Genomic DNA, 20,203 nt, shown 5'->3' with positions numbered 1-20,203 from the left:
GTCAAGGCGATCGTGGGACGTCTGGGACGAAGGGGACGTCGCGTCGGTCTCCGGCTCGGACATGGACCACAGTGTGTACCAGCCCTCCCCAATACCACCGTTCGGCTTGACGGGCCGTGCACGACAGGCATGTAATCACAGCAGTGTGGTTCACACGCGGTCCGTCAGGATCGCAGGGTCGAGAGGGCGAACACATGGCGATGCACGAGCTGTACGTGTTGGAGAACGACGGCGACGAGGGCCTGGGGTGGCAGGAGCGCGGCTTGTGCGCGCAGACCGACCCCGAGGCGTTCTTCCCGGAGAAGGGCGGGTCCACCCGCGAGGCCAAGAAGGTCTGCCTCACCTGCGAGGTGCGTCAGGAGTGCCTGGAGTACGCCCTGGGCAACGACGAGCGCTTCGGCATCTGGGGCGGGCTCTCCGAGCGCGAGCGGCGCAAGCTGAAGAAGCGCGCGGTCTGACGACCGCGAGCCGCCGGGCGCGGTGCGCGGCGGGGGTGGCGGCCCCCGCGGTGCGTCAGTCCGGTGGCTCGTAGTCGGGGTGCAGGTCCTCCCCGGGGAGACCGAGGTAGTCGGCGAGCTGCTCGACGACCACGGTCAGCACCAGGGCCGCGAGGTCGCCGGCGTCGTCGGCGCGCTGCTCCAGCGGTCGGCGGAAGAGCACGAGCCGCGGCGCAGCGGTGGGGGTCGAGGGCACCATCGTGGCCAGCGGCACGCGCGGGGCGCCCCACGTCGGTGGCACCACGGGGCACTCCTCGACGGCCAGCTCCACGGCGCCGAGCACCTCGGGACCCCGGTCGGCGAGGTCGTCGAGCACGTCGAGCGCCAGCCGGTCGAAGCGCTCGCGTCGCGTCCGCGCCGCGGGCACCCGCCGGCCGTACGCCGGCCCCCGGGCCCCGCGGCCCCGGCGGTCGCGTCGCGGGGCCGAGGGAGGTCCATCCACGCCGTGCTGCACCGGGCGAGCCTACGACCCGCGGGGTCCGGCAGCGGGTAGCGTCGCGGCCGTGCCACTCTCCCGTCGCTGCTCGCGCACCGCGTGCTCCGCGCCGGCCACGACGACGCTCACCTACGTCTACGCCGACTCCACCGCGGTCGTGGGCCCGCTCGCGACGTTCGCCGAGCCGCACGCCTACGACCTGTGCGACGCCCACGCCCAGCGCCTCTCGGCGCCGCGCGGCTGGGAGGTGATGCGGCTTGCGGTCGACGACCGGTCCGGGCCGACCTCCGACGACCTGCTCGCCCTGGCCGACGCCGTGCGCGAGGCGGCGGCGCCGCGCGTCGTGGCCCCGGCCCCCGAGCCGCCCGTCACGGTGCGACCGGGCGTGCGCCGCGGCCACCTGCAGTCGCTGCGCCACGACGGCTGAGGCTCTTCTAGGCTCACGACCGTGAGCACGCCGAGCCGCACCACCGACGTCGCCAACCTGCAGCAGGTCTTCAAGGCCTACGACGTGAGGGGCCTGGTCGGCGACCAGGTCGACGAGACCCTCGCGCACGCCGTCGGCAACGCCTTCGCCGTCGTCACCGCTGCCCCCGAGGTCGTGGTCGGCCACGACATGCGCCCGTCGTCGCCCGGCATGGCGCGCGCGTTCGCGGAGGGGGCGGCCGAGGCGGGGGCCGACGTCACGCTCATCGGCCTCGCCAGCACCGACCAGCTCTACTTCGCGGCGGGGCGGCTCGACCGTGCCGGCGCGATGTTCACCGCCAGCCACAACCCGGCGGCGTACAACGGCATCAAGCTGTGCCGCGCGGGTGCGGCCCCGATCGGGGCCGAGACCGGCCTGCTCGACATCCGTGACCGCGTCGCCGCGGGGGAGGCGTACGTCGCCGAGACTCCCGGTCGCGTCGACGAGCGCGACGTGCTCGACGACTACGCCGCGCACCTGGTCTCGCTGGCGCCCGTGCGCGGGCGTCGGCTCAGGGTCGTCGTCGACGCCGGCAACGGCATGGCGGGCCTCACCTCGCCGGCCGTGCTGGGGCGGCTCGACCTCGACGTCGTGCCGCTCTACCACGAGCTCGACGGCACCTTCCCGAACCACGAGGCCAACCCGATCGACCCGACCACGCTGGTCGACCTGCAGGCGGCCGTCACCAAGCACGGGGCCGACATCGGCCTGGCCTTCGACGGTGACGCCGACCGCTGCTTCCTCGTCGACGAGCGGGCCGAGCTCGTCAGCCCCAGCACGTTGACGGCGCTGATCGCGGCGCGCGAGCTGGCCAAGGAGCCCGGCGCCACCATCATCCACAACGTCATCACCTCCCGGGCGGTGCCCGAGATCGTCGTGGAGCAGGGCGGCACCCCGGTGCGCACCCGGGTCGGCCACTCCTTCATCAAGGCCGAGATGGCCCGCACGGGTGCGGTCTTCGGCGGCGAGCACTCCGGGCACTTCTACTTCCGCGACTTCTGGCGGGCCGACTCCGGCATGCTCGCGGCGCTGCACGCGCTGGCAGCGCTGGCCGAGTCGGAGGTCCCGCTGTCTTCGGTGCTCGCGCCGTGGGCGCGCCACGTCGCCAGCGGCGAGATCAACTCCGAGGTCGCCGACCAGGCGGCGGTGGTCGCCGAGCTCGAGGACACCTGGGGCCACCGCGACGGGGTGGAGGTCGACCGCCTCGACGGGCTCACGGTCACCCACGACGACTGGTGGTTCAATGTGCGGGCGTCGAACACCGAGCCGCTGCTGCGGCTCAACGCCGAGGGCCGCGACGCCGCCACCATGGAGCGGGTCCGCGACGACGTGCTCGCCGTGATCCGACGGGCCTGACCCCCGACCGGCCAGGAGGCCAGCATGAACCTCGACCCCCGACTGCTCGACCTGGTCTGCTGCCCGGCGTGCCACGGTGCCCTGGCGGTCGACGAGCAGGCCGAGGAGCTCGTGTGCGCGGCCTGCGGCCGGGCCTACCCCGTCCGCGACGACATCCCGGTGCTGCTGGTCACCGAGGCGCGCCAGCCGGCCTGAGCGCACGAGACCCGGAGACCTCCCGACCATGAGCTTCGAGGACGGCCTGCTCGACGACCCGTCGGCGCTGGCGCGCGCCGACGCCCGGCTGCGCCACCTCGCCGAGAGCGGCGCCCGGGTGCGCCGCGAAACGGTCGCCGTCGCCGAGGCGCTCGAGGCCGCAGCTGATCGGCTCGCCGACTGGCAGCCGCGTGCCGTGCTGGCCGCCGGCCCCGACTCGCGGCTGCTGCGGGCGGTGCTCGAGCCGGTCTGCCCGGTCCCGTTCGTCGCCTGGCCCGGCCGGGGCCTGCCCGGGTGGGCGGGCAGCCTCGACCTCGTGGTCGTGCTCGCGCCGCACGGCGACGACCAGTCGTCGGCCGCCGCGGTGGCCGAGGCCGGTCGTCGGGGTTGCCCCACCGTGGTGGCCGCGCCGGCGGAGTCGCTGGTGGCCCAGCACGCCGCCGGGCGCCACACCACCGTCCTGCCGAGCGCGACCGGCGACCAGCTCGCCGTCGCCGTCTCGGTGCTCGACCTGCTCGACCGGCTGCACCTCGGCCCGCGCACCGACCCCGACGTGGTCGCCGACGCCCTCGACGCCGTCGCGGTCTCGTGCAGCCCCCACCACGACATGGCGGTGAACCCCGCCAAGATCCTCGCCATCGGCATCGCCGAGACCAACCCGGTGTTCTGGGGCGGCACGGTGCTCGCCGCGCGCGCCGCCCGCCGGGTCGCCGAGTCCGTGCGTCGGGCGACCGGCCGCAACGCGATCGCGGGCGACGCCGACCAGGTCCTCGCCGTGCTCGAGGCCACCGCGCCGGCCGACGTCTTCGCCGACCCCTACGCCAGCGGCGAGCCCCAGGAGCGGCCCTCGTTGGTGCTGCTCGAGGACGAGACCGACGACCCCGTCTGCGAGGCGACCGCCTCGCACCTGGCCCGCGTGGCGCGCGACCGCGGCGTCCGCGTCGAGCGGATCTCGGCCGAGGCTCCGACCGAGGTGGCCCGCTACGCCGCGCTGCTGTCCACGGGCACGTACGCCGCGGCGTACCTGCAGGTCGGCCTCGGTGCCTGAGCCTGCTCAGCGATTCGGGCCGGGTGGCATGCGTCGACTACAGTGGCGACGCGCCTTTCGCACGAGATCGTGGTCTGACGCGGGCAGACGGCCTCCCACGACGGCGCGCTGCCCCCGAACCCACCACCCTTTGCGGGCGTCACGCGACGCCCTCGAGATCTGACGAGGATGCTGCATGGACTTCCAGGTTGCCGACCTGTCCCTGGCCGACTACGGCCGCAACGAGATCAAGCTGGCCGAGGTCGAGATGCCCGGCCTGATGGCGATGCGCGAGCGCTACGGCGCCGACAAGCCGCTCGCCGGCGCCCGGATCGCGGGCTCGCTGCACATGACGATCCAGACCGCGGTGCTCATCGAGACCCTGGTCGAGCTCGGCGCCGACGTGCGCTGGGCGTCGTGCAACATCTTCTCCACGCAGGACCACGCCGCAGCCGCGGTCGTCGTCGGCCCCGAGGGCACCCCCGAGGACCCGAAGGGCGTCCCCGTCTTCGCCTGGAAGGGCGAGAGCCTGCAGGAGTACTGGGAGTGCACCCAGCAGATCCTCGACTGGCCCGCCGGCGAGCTGCCCAACATGATCCTCGACGACGGTGGCGACGCCACCCTGCTGCTGCACCTCGGCGTGCAGGCCGAGAAGACCGGCGAGGCGCCCGACCCGGCCACCGCCACCTCGACCGAGCAGCGGATCATCTTCGAGGCCCTGGTCGCGCAGCTCGAGAAGGACGCCGACCACTGGACGCCGATCGCCAACTCGGTCAAGGGCGTCACCGAGGAGACCACCACCGGCGTGCACCGTCTCTACGAGATGATGCGCGACGGCAAGCTGCTCTTCCCGGCCATCAACGTCAACGACTCGGTCACCAAGAGCAAGTTCGACAACAAGTACGGCTGCCGCCACTCGCTGGTCGACGGCATCAACCGCGCCACCGACGTGCTCATCGGCGGCAAGGTCGCGGTCGTCTGCGGCTACGGCGACGTCGGCAAGGGCTCCGCGGAGTCGCTGCGCGGCCAGGGCGCCCGCGTCATCGTCACCGAGATCGACCCCATCTGCGCGCTCCAGGCCGCGATGGACGGCTACCAGGTCGACACCCTCGAGAACGCCCTGGCGCAGGCCGACATCGTCGTCACCGCCACCGGCAACCGCGACGTGGTCACGCTCGACCACATGCGGTCGATGAAGCACAACGCGATCGTCGCCAACATCGGCCACTTCGACAACGAGATCGACATGGCGGGCCTCGAGGCCGAGGGTGTCGCCACCCGCACCAACATCAAGCCCCAGGTCGACCTGTGGACCTTCCCCGAGGGTGCCGACGGCCAGAGCAAGGCGATCATCGTGCTCTCCGAGGGCCGGCTGATGAACCTCGGCAACGCGACCGGCCACCCGTCGTTCGTGATGTCGAACTCCTTCACCAACCAGGTGCTGGCGCAGATCGAGCTGTTCACCAAGACCGAGCAGTACCCCACCGGCGTCTACGTGCTGCCCAAGCACCTCGACGAGGAGGTCGCCCGGCTGCACCTCAAGAGCCTCGGCGTCAACCTCACCACGCTGAGCGAGGACCAGGCGGCGTACCTCGGGCTGCCCGTCGAGGGGCCCTACAAGACCGACGCCTACCGGTACTGAGCGAGAGGAGCGGGACCGGGCGTGGTGCAGCAGGAGGTCGGGGAGCGACCACGGGTGCTCGTCGTCGACGACGACGTCGCGCTCGCGGAGATGCTCACGCTCGTGCTGCGCAACGAGGGCTTCGAGTGCCACGTGGTCAACCACGGTGACCAGGCCCTGCCCGAGTTCCGCTCCTTCCGCCCCGACGTCGTCCTGCTCGACCTGATGCTGCCGGGCCTCGACGGCGTCGACGTGTGCCGGCTGATCCGTGCGGAGTCGGGCGTGCCGATCGTCATGCTCACCGCGCGCAGCGACACCGTCGACGTCGTCGAGGGGCTGGAGTCGGGGGCCGACGACTACGTCGCGAAGCCCTTCAAGCCCAAGGAGCTCATCGCCCGCATCCGGGCTCGTGTGCGCCGCTCGGAGCTCCCGGCTCCCGAGGAGCTGCGCATCGGCGACCTGCTCATCGACGTCGCCGGCCACGAGGTCACGCGCGAGGGCGAGCCGATCGCCCTGACGCCGCTCGAGTTCGACCTGCTGGCCTGCCTGGCGCAGAGCCCGCGCAAGGTCTTCACCCGCGAGGTGCTGCTCGAGCAGGTCTGGGGCTACCGCCACGCCGCCGACACCCGGCTGGTCAACGTCCACGTGCAGCGGCTGCGGGCCAAGATCGAGGCCGACCCGGAGAACCCCACGATCGTGGTGACCGTCCGGGGCGTCGGCTACAAGGCCGGGGTCACCGATGACGCCGCCGCGGCCGGCTGACCTGGCCCGGCACGCGGCGCACCTGGGCGGGCGCGCCGTCGGCTTCTGGCGCCGCTCGCTGCGCACGCGCGTCGTCGTCACCATCGTGGTGCTCAGCGCCCTCGTGGTGGGCTCCGTCGGCTGGCTGGTGATGCGCCAGCTCGCCGACGGCCTGGTGCAGGGGCGCGTCGACGCCGCGCTGGCCGAGGCCCGCAGCGAGACCGCCATCGTGCGCGAGCGGCTCGGCTCGGCGGGCGGCACCGACACCGACCCCGAGACCCAGCTGCGGCTCCTCGTCGAGACCCTCGTCGCCCGGGGCGACGCCAAGGGCTTCGAGGTCGTCGTCGAGGGCCCGGTGGGCGAGGGTGCCCGCTCGGCGGGCGTACGCACCACCCCGCTCGTCGATCCCGCGAGCGTGCCCGACGACCTGCGCGAGGCCGCGGTCGAGGGCCGGGGCGGGCTCGACTGGACCTTCACCGAGGTCGGGTACGCCGGCTCCGACGCGCCGTCCGACCAGCCGGGCGTCGCCGTGGGCTCCACGGTGGTGCTGCCGTCCGACGGCGGCACCTACGCGCTCTACTACCTCTTCCCGATGGGCGAGGAGCAGCGGACGCTGCTGCTCCTGCGCAGCGTGCTGGTCACGGCCGGTGCGCTGCTGCTGGTGCTGGTGGCCGGGGTGGCGCTGCTGGTGACCCGGCAGGTGATCACACCGGTGCGGCTCGCCCGACGGGTCGCGGAGCGGATCGCCTCCGGTCGGCTCGAGGAGCGGATGCAGGTGGCCGGCGAGGACGACATCGCCCGCCTGGCGGGGTCGTTCAACCAGATGGCCGAGGCGTTGCAGTCGCAGATCCGCAAGCTGACCGACCTCTCCCGGGTGCAGCGCACCTTCGTCTCCGACGTCTCCCACGAGCTCCGCACCCCCCTGACGACCGTGCGCATGGCGGGCGACGTGCTGCACGACGCCCGCGGCGACTTCGACCCGGTGACGGCGCGCGCCGCCGAGCTGCTGCAGACCGAGCTCGACCGCTTCGAGAACCTGCTCGCTGACCTGCTGGAGATCAGCCGGTTCGACGCCGGCGCGGCGGTGCTGGAGCTCGAGGACGTCAACCTCGCCGACGTGGTGCACCGCGTGGTCACCAGCACCGCGCCGATGGCGCGGCAGCGCGGTGTCGCGGTGCGCGTCGCCGACACCGGTGCCTACCTCGTGGAGGCCGACCCCCGCCGGCTCGAGCGGATCGTGCGCAACCTCGTCACCAACGCCATCGACCACGCCGACGAGGAGGGCGTGGTGATCCGCCTGGCCAGCAGCGAGCAGGGCAGCGCCCTCACCGTGCGCGACCACGGCGTCGGGCTCCAGCCCGGGCAGTCGGCGATGGTCTTCAACCGGTTCTGGCGCGCCGACCCCGCCCGTGCCCGCACCACCGGCGGCACGGGCCTGGGGCTCGCGATCGCGCTCGAGGACGCGCGGCTCCACGGCGGGTGGCTGCAGGCCTGGGGCACGCCCGGCGGCGGCGCCCAGTTCCGGCTCACGCTGCCGCGCCGTGCCGGCGACCGGCTCACCCACAGCCCGCTCCCGCTCGTGCCGGAGGACCTCCGCATCCGACCCCGCAGCAGCGCCGACCCGGGCGCGGTGATCCGGTGAGCCGCGCCCTCGTCGCGCTCGCGGCGGTGCTCGGGCTGCTCGCCGGGTGCGCCCAGCTGCCGGTGTCGGGACCGGTGCGGCACGAGGAGGTAGCGGACGCGGCCGGGTCGGAGCAGGCGCCGTACTTCAGCCCGCCGGGTCCGGCCACCGACGGCTCGCCGTCGTCGATCGTCTCGGGCTTCCTCACCGCCCAGCAGGCCAACCCGCTCTCGACGCGGGTCGCCCGGCAGTTCCTCTCCGAGCGGGTGCGCTCGAGCTGGCAGCCCAACCGGGGCACCATCGTCTACGAGGCGTTCACCGTGCTGCCCTCGAGCGGGGGCGTCCGGGTGCGCCTGGCCGACGCGCGTCGTCTCGACGCCCGCGGCGGGTGGCGGGGCGGGCGCCCCGGACGTGCCGAGGTCGTCGACCTCAGCCTGGTCTCCGAGAACGGTCAGTGGCGCATCGACAACCCGCCTCCCGTGCTGGTCGTGCCGGCCTCGTTCTTCGAGCGCACCTTCGACCGCACCGAGCTCTACTTCTTCGACCAGACCGACCAGGTGCTGCTGCCCGACCCCGTGTTCGTCCCGCGGGGCGAGCAGTCGGCCACCAACCTCGTGCGCGGCCTGCTGGCCGGGCCAGGACCCACGCTGGCGCCGGTCAGCCGCTCGGCCTTCCCGCGCGGCACGGGGCTGGAGCTGTCGGTGGTCGTCACCGAGGGCGGGGTGGCCGAGGTGCCGCTGACCCGCGAGCTGCTCCGTGCCTCGCCCGCGGGGCTGCGGCGCGCGGCCGACCAGCTGGCGTGGACCCTCGGCCAGGTGCCCGGCGTGCAGCGGGTACGGATGTCCGTGGGCGACGCCCCGGTGCCCCTGCCGGGCGGCGTGATCGACGTCCCGGTCACCCGCGCCGAGGCGCTCGACGCGGCCGGTCCGCCCGACGCCGCCCTGCTCGCCGTGCGCCAGGACCGCCTGGTGCGGCTCCGCTCCGGTGCCGCGCGCGACCTCGCAGGTCGGCTCGGCGAGGGCGGTTTCTCGCCCCGCAGCCTGGCCGTGGGTGACGACCCCGCCCAGGTCGCCGGCGTCACCGACGGCGGCACCCGGCTGCTGCGCTCACCGCTGGTGCTCGACGACGGCGACCCCGTGCAGGTGCTCACCGGCACCGACCTCGCGCGGCCGTCGTACGACATGTTCGGCGGGCTGTGGGTGCTCGACCGCACCTCCTCCGGTGCGCGGGTGCTGCTGGTCGAGGGCGACCGGGTGCGCGAGCTCGACGTGCCGGGGGTGACGGGGCGCGACGTGAGCGCGCTGAGCGTCGCCCGCGACGGCAGCCGGCTGGCGGCGTCGTACGCCGGCGGCGGGCCCGAGGCTGCCGTGGTGGTCGGCGTCACCCGCGGCGAGGAGGGCACGGTGTCCGGCACGGCCGGCACCGAGGTGCTGCGGCTGGGCGCGGGCGGCGACGTGGTCGACGTGGGGTGGCGCGACCCCTCGACGCTGGCGCTGCTGACCCGCCCGGGGGCGGGCACCAGCCGGGTCGACTTCCTCACGGTCGACGGCTCGCCGCTCGGGCGCGCCACCCTGGAGGACGCCGTGTTCCGTGGCGAGGCCGACGCCCTGGTGGTGTCATCGAGCTCCGGCACGCCCCTCGGGTTGCTGACCGACTCGGGTGACCTCTACCAGCTCGAGACCCAGGGCACCTGGGGCCGGGCGCAGACGCAGGTGACGAGCGCGACGTTCGCCCCGTAGTCCTCGTGGGCCTGTGGCTCCGGGGGCCGCGTCGGGCCGTCGTCCACAGGCGGCCGCGACCCCCTGGCGCGGAGCCGCGGGAGCGGCCAGCGTGGGCGCGTGCTGCGCGACGCCTGGCTGGACCTGCTCCACGGGGGTTGCTGCGCCGGCTGCGGTCGGCCCGGGCGGTCGCTGTGCCGCGGGTGCGCGGCGTCGCTGCCGGACGCGGCCGTCCCCGTGGCGCCCGACCCGTCCCCGCCCGGCCTGGCGCCCTGCTGGGCGGCGGGGGAGTACGCCGCGACGCTGCGCGCGCTGCTGCTGGCGCACAAGGAGCACGCGGTGCACGACCTGCGCGGCCCGCTCGGCGGCGTGCTCGCCGCCGCCGTGGTCCCGTCGCTGCTGCCCGGGGTCCCGACCGTGCTCGTGCCGGTCCCCAGCAGCCCGGCGGTGGTCCGCGCGCGCGGCCACGACCCGCTCGCCCGGCTGGCGGGCAGCGCCGCGAGGCGCCTGGGGAACGTCGCGGGGCCGGTGCGGGTCGTGGGCCTGCTCCGGCAGCGCACCGCCGTGGTCGACCAGGCCGGGCTCGACCTCGCTGGTCGGCGCCGCAACCGCGAGGGTTCGCTGGTGCTGCACCCGGGGCGGCGCGACCGGCTGGCGCGTGCCGCGGCCGGCCGGCGGGTGGTCGTGGTGGTCGTCGACGACGTGCTGACGACGGGCGCGACCGCCCGCGAGGCGCAGCGCGCGCTCGAGGTCGGCGGCGTGCCGGTGCGGGGGATCGCCGTCGTCGCAGCCACCCGACGGCGGGTGCCGATGACCCGTCCGGGCCTTCCCGCGGTTGACCCGTCCCACTAACGTCGGCACATGGAGATCGCGCAGAGCGGCTGCGACCCCGTCACGGGGCGTCCGCTCTGCCCCGGACAAACCGACTAGCAGGCCTCGGCCGATGCGTCGGCCGGGCCTGAGGGCAGGAGGTCACAGGTGGACGTCACGGTCAGCAGTCGCAACTGCGAGGTGTCGGAGCGGTTCCGAGAGCACGTGGGCGAGAAGCTCACCCGCCTCGAGAAGCACGACCACCGCATCATCCGCGTCGACGTGGTGCTGGCCAAGGAGGCCCGCCCTCGCGAGCCCGAGCGCACGGTGCGCATCGAGCTGACCGCCCGCTCCAAGGGCCCGATCGTGCGGGCCGAGGCCAACGCCGAGGACAAGATGGCCGCGCTCGACCTCGCGCTCGACAAGATGGCCGCGCAGATGCGCCGCGCCGCCGACCGCCGCAAGGTGCACCGCGGTCAGCGCTCCCCGGAGTCGCTCGGCCACGCGATGGCTCGGGCGCTGCCGCCGGAGGCCGACGCCGACGACCGGGCCGAGGCGCCCGCCGAGCGCAAGGTCGGCTCGGTGACCGTGACCGGCGACGGGCCGCTCGTGGTGCGCGAGAAGACCCACGCGGCCACCCCGATGACGCTCGAGCAGGCGCTCTACGAGATGGAGCTGGTCGGGCACGACTTCTACCTCTTCGTCGACCACGAGTCGCGCCAGCCCTCGGTCGTCTACCGACGCCGCGGCTACGACTACGGAGTGATCTCCCTCGACGTGACATAGTGAGCGCATGGGCGACTCGGGGGCTGCTGAGCCAGAGGCCGAGCCCGTGCGCGTGGTCGTGGTCGACGACCAGGAGCTGTTCCGACGCGGCATGACCATGCTCCTGGGCGTCGAGCCCGGCATCGAGGTCGTGGGCGAGGCCGGCGACGGCATCAGCGCCACCGACCTCGTCGTCTCCACCGTGCCCGACGTCGTGCTGCTCGACGTGCGCATGCCGAAGCGCTCGGGCCTGCAGGCGTGCGTGAAGATCAAGGAGCTGGTCCCCAGCGTCAAGATCATCATGCTCACCGTCAGCGACGAGGAGGGCGACCTCTACGAGTCGGTCAAGAGCGGCGCCTCGGGCTACCTGCTCAAGGACTCCTCCATCGAGGAGGTGGCGCAGGCAGTGCGCGTCGTCGCCGAGGGCCAGTCGTTGATCAGCCCGTCGATGGCCGTGAAGCTCATCGACGAGTTCAAGGAGATGTCGCGCGCCGAGCGCGAGCAGGTGCCGACGCCCCGGCTGACCGAGCGTGAGCTCGAGGTGCTGCGGCTGGTCGCGCGGGGCATGAACAACCGCGACGCCGCCCGCCAGCTCTTCATCAGCGAGAACACCGTCAAGAACCACGTGCGCAACATCCTCGAGAAGCTCCAGCTGCACTCGCGCATGGAGGCCGTGATGTACGCCGTGCGCGAGAAGCTGCTCGACATCCCCTGAGCATGTCGGAGGTCGTGCGCCTGAGCCGTCCGCAGGCGCGCCGGGTCGCGCTGGCGGCCCAGGGCTTCGCCGACCGCCGCCACGCGGTGCCGACCATGCGCACGCTGGTGCGCACCGTGCAGCGCACGGGCGTGCTGCAGGTCGACTCGGTCAACGTGCTCCAGCGCGCGCACTTCATGCCGCTGTGGTCACGGATGGGTCCCTACGACACCGACCTGCTGCGGCGCGCCGCCGAGCGCCGACCGCGCCGGCTCGTGGAGTACTGGGCGCACGTGCAGGCGTTGATGCCGGTCGAGCTGTGGCCCGTCATGCGGCCTCGCATGGAGGGCTACCGGCGCAGCCCGCGCTGGCACACCTGGCTCGGCACCAACGCCGGCCTGGCCGACCGCGTGCTGGCCGAGGTGCGCGAGCGGGGCGCCTCGACGGCCCGCGACCTCGACGACGGGGCTCCCAGGGCCAAGGAGCACTGGGGCTGGAACTGGTCGGAGTCGCGCAAGGCCCTCGACTACCTCTACACCGTCGGCGACCTCGCCATCGCGGGGCGCAACCAGCACTTCGAGCCCGTCTACGACCTCCCCGAGCGGGTGCTGCCGGCGGAGGTCCTGGCCGCTCCGCCGATGACCGAGGCCGACGCCACGGTCGAGCTCGTACGACGCGCCGCCCGCAGCCACGGCGTGGCCACCTTGCGCTGCCTGACCGACTACTACCGCCTGCAGATGGTCAGGGGCCAGGGCCAGCGGGCCGCCCGCGCCGCCGTCGACCGACTCGTCGCCGAGGGCGAGCTGCTGCCGGCCCGCGTCGAGGGGTGGGACCGCGAGGCCTGGGTGCACCGCGACGCCGCGCGGCCCCGGCGGGTGGGCGCCCGAGCGCTGCTGAGCCCGTTCGACCCGGTGGTCTGGGAGCGCGAGCGCACCGAGCACCTCTTCGACTTCCGCTACCGCATCGAGATCTACGTGCCGGCACCACAGCGGGTCCACGGCTACTACGTGCTGCCCTTCCTGCTGGGCGACCGGGTGGTCGGCCGGGTCGACCTCAAGGCCGACCGCGCCGGGCGCCGGCTGCTCGTGCCCGGCGCGTACGCCGAACCGGGTGCGCCGGGCGAGACGGCACACGAGCTGGCCGCCGAGCTGCGGTCGCTGGCGGGCTGGCTGGGGCTCGACGACGTCGTCGTGGCGCCGCGCGGCGACCTCGCCGAGCCGCTCGCGCACGAGCTCGCGGCGGGGGGCTGAGGTCGTGGGCCACCCCGTCTTCGCCCGGGTCTACGACCACCTCGTGGTGCCCTCGCTGCAGCGCATGGGGTTCGACGAGCTGCGGAGCGAGGTGCTCGCCGGCCTGACCGGGACCGTCGTCGAGGTGGGGGCGGGCGAGGGGGCCAACCTCGCGCTCCACCCCGACGCCGTCAGCCGCGTGGTCGCCGTCGAGCCCGAGCCCCACCTGCGCCGCCAGGCCCTCGCCCGTGCCGCCGAGCTCGACGACCCGCGTCTCGAGGTGGTCGACGGCGACGCCGCGCGACTGCCGCTCGGCGACGGCGAGGCCGACGCCGTCGTGTTCTGCCTGGTGCTGTGCACGCTCCCGGTCGGGCCGGCGCTGGCCGAGGCGCGCCGGGTGCTGCGGCCGGGCGGCGAGGTCCGCTTCCTCGAGCATGTCGCCGACCCCGAGCCGGGCTGGCGGCGCCGGCTGCAGCGTGCCACCGACCCGGTCCGCTCCCGCCTGCTGGGCGGGTGCCACGCGGGCCGCGACACCGTGGCCGCGTTCGAGGCGGCCGGGTGGACGGTGCACGAGCTGCGCCGCAGCACCTTCCCGCCCGGCACCCGTGGCCTCTCCTCGCCGATCGCCCGCGGACGAGCCGTCCCCGACCGGGGCTAGCCGCGCCCTCAGCAGGCCCGCGCACTCGGGCACCTCCGGCGGTGCCCGCCCGTTACAGTGGACGGCGGCCCGGTCGGGGCCGCACCGTCAGACGCACCAGGGGAGTAGTCCGCGTGTCGCTCATCGACAAGGTCCTGCGCATCGGCGAGGGCAAGATCCTGCGCCAGCTCGAGGGCATCGCCAAGGCCGTCAACGCCATCGAGGACGACTTCACCTCGATGACCGACGAGGAGCTCAAGGGCGTCACCGCCGAGCTCAAGGCCCGCCTGGCCGACGGCGAGACGCTCGACGACCTGATGCCGGAGGCGTTCGCGGCGGTGCGCGAGGCGGCGCACCGCGTGCTCGGACAGCGCCCCTACGACGTGCAGGTCATGGGCGGCGCGGCGCTGCACCTCGGCAACATCGCCGAGATGAAGACCGGTGAGGGCAAGACGCTGGTCGCGACCCTGCCGTCGTACCTCAACGCGCTCTCGGGCAAGGGCGTCCACGTCGTCACGGTCAACGACTACCTCGCCAAGTACCACGCCGAGTGGATGGGCCGGGTGCACTCCTTCCTCGGCCTCACCGTCGGCGTGATCACCCCCGACATGCGTCCCGACGCGCGCCGCGAGGCCTACCTGTGCGACATCACCTACGCCACCAACAACGAGCTGGGCTTCGACTACCTGCGCGACAACATGGCGACCTCGCTCGCCAACTGCGTGCAGCGGGGCCACAACTTCGCCATCGTCGACGAGGTCGACTCGATCCTCATCGACGAGGCCCGCACCCCGTTGATCATCTCCGGCCCCACCCAGGACGAGGTGGCGTGGTACGCCGAGTTCGCCAAGGTCGCGCGCACGCTCCACAAGGACGCCGACTACGAGGTCGACGAGAAGAAGCGCACCATCTCGATCCTCGGCCCGGGCATCACCAAGGTCGAGGACTACCTCGGCATCGAGAACCTCTACGAGTCGGCCAACACCCCGCTCATCTCCTTCCTCAACAACTCCATCAAGGCCAAGGAGCTGTTCCGCAACGACAAGGAGTACGTCGTCCTCAACGACGAGGTGCTCATCGTCGACGAGCACACCGGCCGCATCCTGTCGGGCCGCCGCTACAACGACGGCCTGCACCAGGCGATCGAGGCCAAGGAGGGCGTGACCGTCCGCGAGGAATACCAGACCCTCGCCACGATCACGCTGCAGAACTACTTCCGCCTCTACGACAAGCTCTCCGGCATGACCGGCACGGCCATGACCGAGGCGTCGGAGTTCGACAAGATCTACAGGCTCGGCGTGGTGCCGATCCGCACCAACAAGCCGCTGGCGCGCGTCGACCAGAAGGACCTCGTCTACCGCACCGAGGAGGCGAAGTTCACGGCCGTCGTCGAGGACATCGCCGAGCGCCACCGGACCGGCCAGCCCGTGCTCGTCGGCACCACCTCGGTCGAGAAGTCCGAGCTGCTCTCCGGCCTGCTGAAGAAGCGCGGCATCCCGCACGCCGTGCTCAACGCCAAGCAGCACGCCGACGAGGCCAAGGTCGTCGCCGTCGCCGGTCACAAGGGCGCGGTCACCGTTGCCACCAACATGGCCGGCCGTGGCACCGACATCATGCTCGGCGGGTCGGTGGAGTTCCTCGCCGACCAGGAGCTGCGCACGAAGGGGCTCGACCCCGTCGAGCACGCCGAGGACTACGAGGCCGCCTGGCCCGCGACCGTCGAGCGCGTCTCCGCCCAGGTCAAGGCCGACCACGACGAGGTCGCCGACCTCGGTGGTCTCTACGTGCTCGGCACCGAGCGCCACGAGTCGCGGCGCATCGACAACCAGCTGCGTGGCCGCTCGGGCCGTCAGGGCGACCCCGGCGAGTCGCGGTTCTACCTCTCGCTCGGCGACGACCTGATGCGGCTGTTCAAGTCCGACTGGGTGGAGCGGGTGCTGCTCGCGCTCAAGGTGCCCGACGACGTGCCGATCGAGAACAAGTCGGTCACCAAGTCGATCCAGTCGGCCCAGGGCCAGGTCGAGTCGCAGAACTTCGAGTCGCGCAAGAACGTGCTCAAGTACGACGACGTGATGAGCCGCCAGCGCGAGGTCATCTACGCCGAGCGTCGCGCGGTGCTCGAGGGCCACGACCTCACCGAGCAGGTCCGCGAGATGATCGACGGCGCGGTCGAGACCTACGTGCTCGCCGCGACCGAGGGCTTCCCCGAGGAGTGGGACCTCGACGCCCTGTGGACCGCCCTGGGCCAGATCTACCCGATCAGCCTCAAGGCGGCGGAGCTCGAGCGCGAGGCCGGCGGCCGTGACGGCCTCGACCGGCACACGCTCGTCGCCGACCTGCAGGCCGACGCGCAGAAGGCCTACGACGCCCGCGAGACGCAGGTCGGCGCGGAGAACATGCGCGACCTCGAGCGCCAGGTGCTGCTCTCGGTGCTCGACCGCAAGTGGCGCGAGCACCTCTACGAGATGGACTACCTCCGCGAGGGCATCGGCCTGCGCGCCTACTCCCAGCGCGACCCGCTGGTCGAGTACCAGCGCGAGGGCTACGACATGTTCAACGCCATGAAGGAGGGCATCCGCGAGGAGACCGTCGGCTTCCTGTTCAACGTGGAGATCCAGCAGGTCGACGACGCCGACGACGTCGCCGACGACGACGAGGCCGCCGAGCACCACGCCGAGCACCACCACGTGCGGGCCAAGGGCATCGGCGAGACGCAGGAGCCCCAGCAGCTCAGCTACTCCGCGCCCAGCGAGGACGGCGAGGTCGAGGTGCACACCGAGGGCAGCGCCGCGCCGTCGCCGTACGCCGCCGCCGGCCGCAACGACGAGTGCCCCTGCGGCTCCGGCAAGAAGTACAAGAAGTGCCACGGCGCTCCCGGCGGGCCCACCGGCCAGGTCACCCGCGCCGGCGGCTGAGCAGCGCTCGGCCGTTCGGGGCGGGGTCAGCCGATCTCGAGGGCGACGCACATCCAGGCCGCCCCGAGGCGGCCTCGCCGGCGTTGCACGCGGTGCTCGAGCCGGGCGGCGACGGCGTGGGAGCGCTCGCCGCGTCGCAGGTGGATGCTGAGCTCGGCGACGCCGGGCGCAGGGCACGAGACGCGCACGCCGGCCAGCCGTGAGCGGAGGCGACGTACGCGTCGGTCGTCGGGCACGGTGCGCGTGAGCAGGTCGGCGCGCACGAGCAGCTGGTCGTAGACCTCCGGACTCACCCACCGCAGCACCTGGCCCGCGCCGCGGTCGCCGCCGATCACCTCGACGAGGGCGCGGGCGAACCCCTGGGCGACCTCGTCGAGGTCGGCGCCCCGGCCCCGTGGCGCGACGACCGTCGCGGTGACCTCGTCGCGGTCGTCGTCGGGCTCCGGGCAGCCCGCCGGGGCGGAGACCGGTCGGGGCGGCGGGGCCTCCCACGGCTGGCGCAGGTCGAGCGCGAGCGTGCCCTGCACGCTGGCGAGGGGGACCGCCGGTGCCGGACGGGCGGGGGGTCGCAGGGCGGTGACGGTCATGGCAGGCGGTCCTCTCGGGGAGTCGTGGCGGGGTCGGCCGGCAGTCGCAGCTGTTGGCCTGGGTGGAGCAGGTCGGGGTCGGGTCCGATCTGGACCCGGTTGGCGTGGTGCAGCGCGACGGTCAGGGCCTGCACCTGCGCGGCTGGGGCGGCGGCGCCGAGCCGGGCGCGGGCGATCGCCCACAGCGAGTCGCCGGGGGCGACCACGACGACCGCCGGTGCATCGCCGAGCGAGGAGTCGTGCTGGTCGGGCGGCTGGTCGTGCCGCTGGTCGTGCGGACGGGTCGGGACCGGGAGCAGCCCGGCGCCCGGCACGACGTCTGGCCCCTCGACGCCCCGCGGGGCCGCGTGAGCGGCGCCGCCGGACGCCCCGGCGACCGAGACCAGGACCCCGAGGGCGCACAGCAGCGCCGGCCGCCACGCCGGCGGGCAGCCGACGCGTGCCAGGGCACGCACCCGGCCGCGCGTGACCGACTCGACGGCGGCGGCCAGGAGCAGGAGCACCGCCCACGCGCCGGCGACGGCGAGGACCACCTGCGCCCCGCCGACCAGGGCGGTGTCGAAGCGGATCGCTGACATGCGGTTGACCTCTGATCGTTGCGTTTGCTTGTGTTTACCTACGACAACGCGGTCTGCATCGAGTTGTCAACGCCGGTGTCCACGAGGAGGGACGAGCGGTTTGTCGTGGAGGGGGCCCGGGCAGACCGGGGATGGACGGGGGTGCCGGATGCACGAGAACGAGCGCGGCGACACGAGGGCCGAGCACGGCGGCTGGGACGACGGGCTGCTGCACCTCTTCGACGACCTCGAGCAGCAGGCCGCAGGCCTGCACCTGGCCGAGCGCGAGGGCGAGGTGGCCGACGTCGCCGCGAGCGAGTACGCCGCCGTCGACCTCGAGGCGCGCCTGCGGGGCGCGCTCGGCGACGGCTCACGGGAGATCGCCCTGCGGCTGCGGGGCGGTCAGCAGCCGCGCGGTCGGCTCACCCGGGTGGGTGCGGGGTGGTGCGTCCTCGCCGCGGGGCCGACGCGGTGGCTGGTCGTGCTGCCTGCGGTGCTCGTGGTGACGGGGGCGGCCCCTCGGGCCGCGCACCCCAGCACCCGCTCGGTCGCCGACACCCTGCCCCTGCGCTCGCTGCTGCGACGTCTGGCCGACGACCTGGCGACGGGGCCTGTCGCGGTGCACCTGGGCGACGGCGAGCGGCTGGAGGGTCGGGTCGTCCGCGTCGGCGCCGACTTCGTCGAGCTCGCCCCCGGCTCGTCGCGCGAGGCGGGCCTGCTGGTGCCGGTCGCGGCGATCGACGCGGTCAGGTGGACCCGGTGAGGGCGCCGGTGAGGGGGCCGGTGAGAGGGCCGGCGTGGTGCGTCTCAGTCGAGCGGCGCGCTGCCCTCGACGAAGGGGTGGTCGCGCACGAACTGGTCGGCCTCGGAGTACATCCGCTCGATGTAGGCCTCGAGCTGCGCCGACTCGACGCGCCACTGCCCGCGGCCGCCGATCTTGATGCCCTTGAGGTCGCCGCGGCGCACCAGGGCGTAGGCCTGGGCGGCCGAGATGTTGAGGATCTCGGCGACGTCGGAGAGCTGCAAGAACCGCGGGGTCGCGTCCACGCGCCCCACTGTGCCACCGGACGGTCCCGGGTGCGAAGCGTCGCGGCCGGGTGCCTGTGGACAGCCGAACGGAAGGACCATCGATGACCAGCCTGCTGGACCGACCCGTGGCCACCGAGGGCGGCGCGCCTCCCGAGGCGAGGCGCAGCCGACGGCCCGGGTGGCGCAACCCCCGCCTGGTGCTGGGCCTGCTCCTCGTCGCCGCCGCGGTGGTGGCGGGAGCGCGGGTCGTGGCCGCAGCCGACGACACCGTGCCCGTGTGGGCCGCGGCGGAGGCGCTGCCGGCCGGCGCCGAGGTCGCGCCGGAGGACCTCGAGCGCCGCGACGTGCGGTTCCCCGACGCGGAGACGGCGGCGGCGTACCTGTCGGCAGCCCGACCGCTCGCACCCGGCAGCCGCGTCGACCGGCCGGTGGCCGCCGGCGACCTGCTGCCGCGCAGCGCCGTCGCGGCCGCCCCCGACGAGGCACTGGTGGAGGTGCCGATCAGCGTGGGCCTCGACGACCTGCCCGCCACGGTGCGGCAGGGCTCCGTCGTCGACGTCTGGGTCACCCCCGACCCCGCTGCCGGCGGGCAGCGCGCCGAGGACGCCGCCGAGGGCGAGGCGCAGCGGGTCCTCACCGACGTCGAGGTCGTGGCGGTGCCGGGCCTCGAGGACGGCCTGGCGCCCTCGCAGACACGGCAGGTCATCCTGGGCGTCCCCGAGGCCCGCGCCGACGAGCTGGCCCCGGCGCTGGGTGCGCTGGCGACCGGCCGGGTCGTCGTGGCGAGGACGGGCTGATGGCACCCGTGGACCGCGGTCGGGACCACGACCCGCTGCCCGTGCTGCTCGCCGCGGGCGGTGCCGCGTGGGAGACCGAGGCGCTGCGCGAGCTGCCCCGCGAGGGCGTCGTCGTGGTCAAGCGCTGCGTCGACCTGGCCGACCTGCTCGGCACGGTGGCCACGGGTCAGGCGGGGGTGGCGGTCGTCAGCGGCGAGCTCCCGGGCCTCGACGCCGACGCCGTGGTGCGGATGCTGCGCGCCGACGTCCGCTGCGTGGCGGTCGGGGGTGACCCGGGCGTGATGGGACGCATCGGTGTGGTGCACACCCATCCCGTCGACGACCTCGCCGACCTGGCCACCGCGGTGCGCTCCGCCGGGGAGCAGGCGCTCGTCGTCGACCCCGGGCCCGAACCCGGCGCCGAGCCGGTGGGCGGCGGGCCCGACGGCTCCGTCGTCGCGGTGCACGGACCGGCCGGGGCGCCGGGCCGCACGACGGTCGCGCTCGCGCTCGCCGCGCTGCGGGC

General features: G+C 74.1%; 21 protein-coding genes and 1 pseudogene. 18 read left to right on the top strand and 4 right to left on the bottom strand.

Features of this window, described 5'->3' with window-relative positions; all coding sequences use genetic code 11:
- Positions 1-200 precede the first annotated feature (200 nt).
- Complete coding sequence (locus ACYU8I_RS16750) at positions 201-458, top strand: WhiB family transcriptional regulator (RefSeq protein WP_460843060.1); 258 nt, start codon at positions 201-203, stop codon at positions 456-458.
- Between the two features lie 55 nt (positions 459-513).
- On the opposite strand, the gene ACYU8I_RS16745 is transcribed toward ACYU8I_RS16750, so the two are convergent.
- Positions 514-864, bottom strand: coding sequence for a metallopeptidase family protein (locus tag ACYU8I_RS16745; RefSeq protein WP_460843021.1), 351 nt, complete (start codon positions 862-864; stop codon positions 514-516).
- A 136-nt stretch (positions 865-1,000) separates the two neighbouring features.
- On the opposite strand from ACYU8I_RS16745, the gene ACYU8I_RS16740 reads away from it, so the two are divergent.
- From ACYU8I_RS16740 to secA, 14 genes are all read left to right on the top strand, one after another.
- Positions 1,001-1,360: a DUF3499 domain-containing protein gene (locus ACYU8I_RS16740; RefSeq protein WP_460843018.1), complete on the top strand. Its 360-nt coding sequence runs from the start codon at positions 1,001-1,003 to the stop codon at positions 1,358-1,360.
- A 21-nt stretch (positions 1,361-1,381) separates the two neighbouring features.
- Positions 1,382-2,755 (top strand): phosphomannomutase/phosphoglucomutase, encoded by a 1,374-nt coding sequence (locus ACYU8I_RS16735; RefSeq protein WP_460843016.1) that lies wholly within the window; start codon positions 1,382-1,384, stop codon positions 2,753-2,755.
- 24 nt (positions 2,756-2,779) lie between these two features.
- Positions 2,780-2,950, top strand: a complete 171-nt coding sequence (locus ACYU8I_RS16730) for a Trm112 family protein (RefSeq protein ID WP_460843013.1) — start codon at positions 2,780-2,782, stop codon at positions 2,948-2,950.
- 28 nt (positions 2,951-2,978) lie between these two features.
- The gene (locus ACYU8I_RS16725; RefSeq protein ID WP_460843011.1) at positions 2,979-3,998 is read left to right on the top strand and encodes an SIS domain-containing protein; all 1,020 of its coding nucleotides are present in this window, start codon (positions 2,979-2,981) and stop codon (positions 3,996-3,998) included.
- Positions 3,999-4,173: 175 nt separating this feature from the next.
- On the top strand, positions 4,174-5,619 hold the full coding sequence (gene ahcY, locus ACYU8I_RS16720; RefSeq protein WP_460843009.1) for an adenosylhomocysteinase: 1,446 nt from the start codon (positions 4,174-4,176) through the stop codon (positions 5,617-5,619).
- Between the two features lie 21 nt (positions 5,620-5,640).
- Positions 5,641-6,360: an MtrAB system response regulator MtrA gene (mtrA, locus tag ACYU8I_RS16715; protein ID WP_460843006.1), complete on the top strand. Its 720-nt coding sequence runs from the start codon at positions 5,641-5,643 to the stop codon at positions 6,358-6,360.
- Positions 6,338-7,981, top strand: a complete 1,644-nt coding sequence (mtrB, locus tag ACYU8I_RS16710) for an MtrAB system histidine kinase MtrB (RefSeq protein WP_460843004.1) — start codon at positions 6,338-6,340, stop codon at positions 7,979-7,981. Before mtrA ends, mtrB begins: the two co-directional genes overlap by 23 nt.
- Entirely contained in the window at positions 7,978-9,699 is a 1,722-nt protein-coding gene (locus tag ACYU8I_RS16705) for an LpqB family beta-propeller domain-containing protein (RefSeq protein ID WP_460843002.1), read from the top strand. The genes mtrB and ACYU8I_RS16705 overlap by 4 nt, the downstream gene beginning before the upstream one ends.
- A 99-nt stretch (positions 9,700-9,798) precedes the next feature.
- Positions 9,799-10,530 (top strand): ComF family protein, encoded by a 732-nt coding sequence (locus tag ACYU8I_RS16700; protein ID WP_460842999.1) that lies wholly within the window; start codon positions 9,799-9,801, stop codon positions 10,528-10,530.
- Positions 10,531-10,656: 126 nt separating this feature from the next.
- On the top strand, positions 10,657-11,274 hold the full coding sequence (gene hpf / locus ACYU8I_RS16695) for a ribosome hibernation-promoting factor, HPF/YfiA family (RefSeq protein ID WP_460842997.1): 618 nt from the start codon (positions 10,657-10,659) through the stop codon (positions 11,272-11,274).
- A 7-nt stretch (positions 11,275-11,281) separates the two neighbouring features.
- On the top strand, positions 11,282-11,968 hold the full coding sequence (locus tag ACYU8I_RS16690) for a response regulator (protein WP_460842994.1): 687 nt from the start codon (positions 11,282-11,284) through the stop codon (positions 11,966-11,968).
- A gap of 2 nt (positions 11,969-11,970) precedes the next feature.
- On the top strand, positions 11,971-13,197 hold the full coding sequence (locus ACYU8I_RS16685) for a winged helix-turn-helix domain-containing protein (RefSeq protein WP_460842992.1): 1,227 nt from the start codon (positions 11,971-11,973) through the stop codon (positions 13,195-13,197).
- Positions 13,198-13,201: 4 nt separating this feature from the next.
- A complete protein-coding gene (locus ACYU8I_RS16680; RefSeq protein WP_460842990.1) occupies positions 13,202-13,834 on the top strand; it encodes a class I SAM-dependent methyltransferase in 633 nt (210 codons plus the stop codon).
- A 113-nt stretch (positions 13,835-13,947) separates the two neighbouring features.
- The gene (gene secA, locus ACYU8I_RS16675; protein WP_460842988.1) at positions 13,948-16,728 is read left to right on the top strand and encodes a preprotein translocase subunit SecA; all 2,781 of its coding nucleotides are present in this window, start codon (positions 13,948-13,950) and stop codon (positions 16,726-16,728) included.
- 26 nt (positions 16,729-16,754) lie between these two features.
- Here the strand turns inward: secA and ACYU8I_RS16670 are convergent, their stop codons facing one another.
- Both ACYU8I_RS16670 and ACYU8I_RS16665 read right to left on the bottom strand, forming a co-directional pair.
- Positions 16,755-17,315, bottom strand: coding sequence for an Rv3235 family protein (locus ACYU8I_RS16670; RefSeq protein WP_460842986.1), 561 nt, complete (start codon positions 17,313-17,315; stop codon positions 16,755-16,757).
- Positions 17,312-17,893: a LysM peptidoglycan-binding domain-containing protein gene (locus ACYU8I_RS16665; protein ID WP_460842984.1), complete on the bottom strand. Its 582-nt coding sequence runs from the start codon at positions 17,891-17,893 to the stop codon at positions 17,312-17,314. Before ACYU8I_RS16665 ends, ACYU8I_RS16670 begins: the two co-directional genes overlap by 4 nt.
- A 148-nt stretch (positions 17,894-18,041) precedes the next feature.
- Here ACYU8I_RS16665 and ACYU8I_RS16660 point away from each other — a divergent pair, with 148 nt between their 5' ends.
- Positions 18,042-18,635 (top strand): hypothetical protein, encoded by a 594-nt coding sequence (locus ACYU8I_RS16660; protein ID WP_460842982.1) that lies wholly within the window; start codon positions 18,042-18,044, stop codon positions 18,633-18,635.
- Between the two features lie 44 nt (positions 18,636-18,679).
- Here the strand turns inward: ACYU8I_RS16660 and ACYU8I_RS16655 are convergent, their stop codons facing one another.
- Positions 18,680-18,919, bottom strand: a complete 240-nt coding sequence (locus ACYU8I_RS16655; protein ID WP_460842980.1) for a helix-turn-helix domain-containing protein — start codon at positions 18,917-18,919, stop codon at positions 18,680-18,682.
- 83 nt (positions 18,920-19,002) lie between these two features.
- Here ACYU8I_RS16655 and ACYU8I_RS16650 point away from each other — a divergent pair, with 83 nt between their 5' ends.
- Positions 19,003-19,698 (top strand): hypothetical protein, encoded by a 696-nt coding sequence (locus ACYU8I_RS16650; RefSeq protein ID WP_460842978.1) that lies wholly within the window; start codon positions 19,003-19,005, stop codon positions 19,696-19,698.
- Positions 19,698-20,203 (top strand): annotated as a pseudogene (locus ACYU8I_RS16645) (hypothetical protein); the annotation flags it as partial. The gene ACYU8I_RS16650 and the pseudogene ACYU8I_RS16645, both read left to right, overlap by 1 nt.

The sequence above is a fragment of the Nocardioides marmoraquaticus genome (assembly GCF_054777915.1).
Note: the sequence above shows the minus strand (reverse complement) of the source record. Positions and strands in the feature narration are given on the sequence as shown.

Coding starts and splice junctions, on each gene's coding strand:
- ACYU8I_RS16750 (WP_460843060.1), top strand. CDS start 201: ATGCACGAGCTGTACGTGTTGGAGAACGACGGCGACGAGGGCCTGGGG.
- ACYU8I_RS16730 (WP_460843013.1), top strand. CDS start 2,780: ATGAACCTCGACCCCCGACTGCTCGACCTGGTCTGCTGCCCGGCGTGC.
- ACYU8I_RS16725 (WP_460843011.1), top strand. CDS start 2,979: ATGAGCTTCGAGGACGGCCTGCTCGACGACCCGTCGGCGCTGGCGCGC.
- ahcY (WP_460843009.1), top strand. CDS start 4,174: ATGGACTTCCAGGTTGCCGACCTGTCCCTGGCCGACTACGGCCGCAAC.
- mtrB (WP_460843004.1), top strand. CDS start 6,338: ATGACGCCGCCGCGGCCGGCTGACCTGGCCCGGCACGCGGCGCACCTG.
- ACYU8I_RS16690 (WP_460842994.1), top strand. CDS start 11,282: ATGGGCGACTCGGGGGCTGCTGAGCCAGAGGCCGAGCCCGTGCGCGTG.
- ACYU8I_RS16685 (WP_460842992.1), top strand. CDS start 11,971: ATGTCGGAGGTCGTGCGCCTGAGCCGTCCGCAGGCGCGCCGGGTCGCG.
- ACYU8I_RS16670 (WP_460842986.1), bottom strand. CDS start 17,315: ATGACCGTCACCGCCCTGCGACCCCCCGCCCGTCCGGCACCGGCGGTC.
- ACYU8I_RS16665 (WP_460842984.1), bottom strand. CDS start 17,893: ATGTCAGCGATCCGCTTCGACACCGCCCTGGTCGGCGGGGCGCAGGTG.
- ACYU8I_RS16660 (WP_460842982.1), top strand. CDS start 18,042: ATGCACGAGAACGAGCGCGGCGACACGAGGGCCGAGCACGGCGGCTGG.
- ACYU8I_RS16650 (WP_460842978.1), top strand. CDS start 19,003: ATGACCAGCCTGCTGGACCGACCCGTGGCCACCGAGGGCGGCGCGCCT.